Raw genomic sequence first — 4,392 nt, 5'->3', positions numbered from 1 at the left:
CTGGGGCGGTCATGTCACCGTTGCCCGGCGCGGGGCGTGTGGTCGAAGGCCCCGGCGGCGGGAGGCCGGCGATGGCGTCCCGTGGCCCGTCATTCCGGGCGCAGCATGTAGCCCGCGTTGCGGATGGTGTGGATCATGGCGACCGGAAACGGCTTGTCCACCTTCTGGCGCAGGCGCGAGACGTGCACGTCGATCACGTTGGTCTGCGGGTCGAAATGATAGTCCCACACGCCTTCGAGCAGCATCGTCCGCGTCACCACTTGGCTTGCGTGGCGCATCAGGAATTCAAGCAGGCGGAATTCGCGCGGTTGCAGGTCGATCTTCTGGCCGCCGCGCCGCACCGCCCGCGACAGCAGGTCCATCTCCAGGTCGCCCACGACCAGCCGGGTCTGCGGTGCGTTCTCGGCCCGCCCGCGCCGGGCCAGCGCGTCAATACGCGCCAGCAGTTCGCTGAAGGCGAAGGGCTTGGTCAGGTAGTCATCGCCACCGGCCTTCAGGCCCTGCACGCGGTCGTCCACATCCGCCAGCGCGGACAGCAACAGGACCGGAGTCGCGTTGTTCTGGCCGCGCATCGTTTCCAGAATGCGCAGGCCGTCGATCCCGCCGGGCAGCATTCTGTCGAGGATGATGATGTCGAACTTTTCACTGACGGTCAGGAACAGGCCGTCCTTGCCGTTATCGGCCTGTTCGACGACATGCCCTTCCTCGCGCAGTCCCTTGACCACGAAGTTGCGTACGGTCGCGTCGTCTTCCACCACCAGGATATGCATCGTCGGTCCTCAGGCCTGCTGTCTCCCGCCTCGGGAGAGTCTGCGTGCCGTCAGACTACGGTGACGGGGCCTGTCTGTCACGAGGGGGCGGCGGAAGTGCCCTGCGTGCGTGCTCGCCGCGGTTGACGCGTCGCTGACGGAAAACGTCGCCGGCGTGCGGTTGGTCCCCTTTGCACCGTGCAGGCAGCCGACTAGACTATATCGGTTTCAGAACAGGATGATTGTTGTATGCCGCTGCTCCACTTCCACATGTACGAAGGCCGTACCGACGAGCAGGTCAAGACGCTGCTCGATGCCGCCCACGAGGCGATGCTCGAAGCTTTCGCCGTTCCCGCGGCCGACCGCTACCAGCTGGTATCGGAGTACAAGCCGTCCCGTATGATCGTCGAGGACACGGGGCTGGATATTCCGCGCACCAAGGACATGGTGCTGGTTCAGATGTTCAGCCGCCCCCGCGGTGCCGAAAAGAACGCCCTGTTCTACAAGTTGCTGGTCGAGGCGCTGGACAAGGCGTGCGGTATCAAGGCGACGGACGTGATGATTTCGGTGGTTGAGAACGAGGACGCGCACTGGTCGTTCGGCCATGGGCGCGCGCAGTTCCTCACGGGCGAACTGGGCGGCCACAAGGCGCCCTGAGCACCCGCACCGGCCCGATCGCGTCAGTCGTTATCGGGTCGGTGCCCCACGATCACGGGCAGGGTGATGGTCTTGCCGTGCCGGCGGATCACCAGATCCATGGACGTCCCCGGCCTGGCGGCGGCGACCGCCCGTATCAGGCCGCGCGCGCTTTCGACATGCTCGCCGGCGGCTGACAGGACGACGTCGCCGATCCGCACCCCGGCGACCATGGCCGGTCCCTTGGCGTCGGTCGCGACGACCGTGACCGGATCCGTACCGTCCCCGTCTTCAAGCGTGACGCCGAGCCAGCCGCGGTCGATATGCCCTGTGCGGCGCAGTTCCTCGACGATCGGGGCAACGAGTTCGGACGGAATCGCGAACCCGATACCGACGGAGCCCCCCGTCGGTGACACGATGGCGGTGTTCACTGCCACCACCTCGCCGCGCATGTTGAAGGTCGGGCCGCCGGAGTTGCCCGGATTGATAGGTGCGTCGAGTTGCAGAAAATCGTCGAACGGACCGGCTCCGATGTCGCGCCCGCGTGCCGAGACGATCCCCGCCGTCACCGAAGAGCCTAGCCCGAATGGATTGCCGGCGGCCAGGATCCAGTCACCGACCTCCACCTTGCGGCTGTCACCCCAGTGCAGGAAAGGCAGCGGCGTCGGGCTGTCGACCTTGATGACGGCAATGTCCGTCAGGTCGTCCGTACCCAGCAGGTGGGCGGGCAGTTCCTTACCGGTCGAGAGCGACACGGTCACCTGATCGGCATCGCCGACGACGTGCGTGTTGGTGACGATGATTCCCGTCGGATCGATGATGAAGCCGGACCCCGCGCCCTGAAGTTCTGGCCCCCGCTGGCGCAGCCTGTCGCGAAAACGCTTGTCCAGCGGTGTGCCCTTCAGGGAGGGCGGGACACCTGCGCGCGGACGGGGTGTGGCGCCCTGCGTGACGGCGATGTTGACCACAGCCGGCACCACCGCACGGACCAGCGGCGCGAACGTCAGGGGCCCCGTCTGGATCAGGAGGGGGGCCTGAGCCCGCACCTTGTCCACCGCGAAGGCAAGGACAACGGGCGCTACCAGGCACAGCGTAAAAATCCGCCGGTGAACGGGGCGACGATGTATCGTCCCGGACCCATTGATCACGGAGGGAAGAGCGCGGGTCACGGCTGCATGACGATGCCGACGGCGGCCGCGCTGTATCATGCCTGTTCGATCGTTGGGATCATCTCGTCGCCATATGGAGGAGCAAAAAAGCGTCGTCAACGCATACCAGGCGTTTCAGGACAGACTCAGAAGGCGTGCGGCCAGGGCATCGCCGCTCAGACGCAGGTCAGACAGACGAAGCGGGGCCAGATGAACGGGGCCCGTGGCCTGCTTGCAGAACTGCTCAAACCCGACCGCGTCGCCGTTCAGATTGACGTATGGTTGCTGATCGTCTGTCAGGAAAACCTGCTCCCATCCCGATACATGACGTGCCGATGTGCTGATCCAACCGTCCGGATTGAATGTGCAGATCGAGCCGTCGGCAGTCAGCAGCACATTGGCGTTATCGGCTGTCGTGGCCAGAATCACCACGGATTTCTCTGGGATCTCATCGACCAGACGGCCGTTGTCGAGCGCCAGCCGTAGACCGGATTCGGTGACAAGGGATCGAAGGCGAATGTGCCACGCGCCGTGTTGCCGCAGTGTAAGGATCAGATCGATACCGTCTATGATGTCCTTGTTTCCGTTGGCATGGAGGACCGACGGCGTCTGGCCGGTGCAAGGCTCCGACACGCTGAGGCCGTCGGTCATGAAGGCCGCGCGATCATTGCTCGAGTTGGCGAAGATCGTCGCCATTCGGTCGATGGCCGCAAAGTTTTCGTCGTCGTTCCGTAGATGCATCCAGGCAGCCTGAAGAGCTGCCTGATCAGAACGCGCTGTCGTGCGCGCGTGTTCTGTGACGCAAAACGAAAGAAGTTTCTCGATCGCGTGCGCATACCCGATATAGACGCCCGAGTTTATGAAGCGATAGCCGGTCTCCTCTCCATCCGACATCGCGTCCCTGATCGGCGCACGGTCGAGATCAAAGACGGTCGGCATGTTTTCCAGGAGTGGCCAGAACACCTTTTCGCCGCCGAAGACGACTTTCTTACCGAAGCTCAGGAATTTCGCGGCAATCGTGTCCATGTGGTCGAGGATCGCCACATCGTAGGCGTCCGTAAAAAGAATGATGTCGTTCCGTGCCGTCATGCCGGACTGAAGGAAGCGGCTCGCGAGAAGTGCCTTGTCGATAAAGGAGGTCTTTTCCAAGCCCCGTCCATGCGACAGGTTTATCGTCGTCATGCCGGCACGGCGTGCGCTGCGTTCAAGCCGAAGAAGCGCCGGATGATGAGGAGAACCAGCGGTCACATGAAAGAAGCTCACTGGATCGGTTCCTGTCTCGGGGGAATACGTCACGAACTCTGAAGACGATAGCGGCATTCACGCTGCACGAACAAGCGCGGACCGATCGCCGATGAGCGGCGCGCGAACGCGATGATCACCGGTTGGAGCGCCGTGTCGACGCCACTGCCGCCGCCGGATTCTCCGGCCATTCGTGCTTAGGGTAGCGCCCGCGCATGTCGCGGCGCATGTCCGACCAGCCTCCTTGCCAGAAACCGGCCAGATCGGCTGTGATCGCCTGCGGGCGTCCGGCCGGCGACAGCAGCGCGAGCTGCAGCGGGACGCGGCCGTCGGCAAGGCGCGGGGTGTCTTTCAGGCCGTAGAACGCCTGCGCGCGGGCAGCCAGCGTCGGCGTCGGAGTTGTGTAATCGACCGCGGTCCGGCCACCGGGCAGATCGATATGCGACGGCAGCGCACGGTCGAGCCAGACCCGCGTCTGGTGATCCAGCGCCGCGTGCAGGACCTCGCGCATGTCCAGCGCACGGACGTCGGCCAGTCGCGTCAGGCCCGCGAGCCACGGGGCGAGCAGGGGTGCCAGCGCCGTCGGGTCGGGCAGGTCGGGCCGGTCGAGCGCGGTG

General features: G+C 64.6%; 5 protein-coding genes. 1 reads left to right on the top strand and 4 read right to left on the bottom strand.

Translation table 11 applies throughout. The annotated features are described in order from the left end of the window. Positions 1–89: 89 nt before the first annotated feature. Positions 90–770 (bottom strand): response regulator, encoded by a 681-nt coding sequence (locus tag HUK82_RS14705; protein ID WP_176614666.1) that lies wholly within the window; start codon positions 768–770, stop codon positions 90–92. A gap of 228 nt (positions 771–998) precedes the next feature. Here HUK82_RS14705 and HUK82_RS14700 point away from each other — a divergent pair, with 228 nt between their 5' ends. Further along, a complete protein-coding gene (locus HUK82_RS14700; RefSeq protein WP_176614665.1) occupies positions 999–1,406 on the top strand; it encodes a tautomerase family protein in 408 nt (135 codons plus the stop codon). Between the two features lie 23 nt (positions 1,407–1,429). On the opposite strand, the gene HUK82_RS14695 is transcribed toward HUK82_RS14700, so the two are convergent. The 3 genes from HUK82_RS14695 to HUK82_RS14685 all read right to left on the bottom strand — a co-directional run. Next, positions 1,430–2,593 (bottom strand): trypsin-like peptidase domain-containing protein, encoded by a 1,164-nt coding sequence (locus HUK82_RS14695; protein WP_176614664.1) that lies wholly within the window; start codon positions 2,591–2,593, stop codon positions 1,430–1,432. 75 nt (positions 2,594–2,668) lie between these two features. Continuing rightward, complete coding sequence (locus tag HUK82_RS14690; protein ID WP_456304208.1) at positions 2,669–3,853, bottom strand: glycosyltransferase domain-containing protein; 1,185 nt, start codon at positions 3,851–3,853, stop codon at positions 2,669–2,671. Positions 3,854–3,911: 58 nt separating this feature from the next. Next, the coding region (locus HUK82_RS14685; protein WP_305144413.1) for an ATP-dependent helicase C-terminal domain-containing protein at positions 3,912–4,392 on the bottom strand (481 nt) is incomplete at its 5' end.

It is taken from the genome of Ameyamaea chiangmaiensis, assembly GCF_013376175.1.
In the GTDB taxonomy this organism is placed as follows: Bacteria; Pseudomonadota; Alphaproteobacteria; order Acetobacterales; family Acetobacteraceae; genus Ameyamaea; species Ameyamaea chiangmaiensis.
The sequence above is the reverse complement of the archived record's forward strand: the minus strand, read 5'-3'. Positions and strand labels throughout refer to the sequence as shown.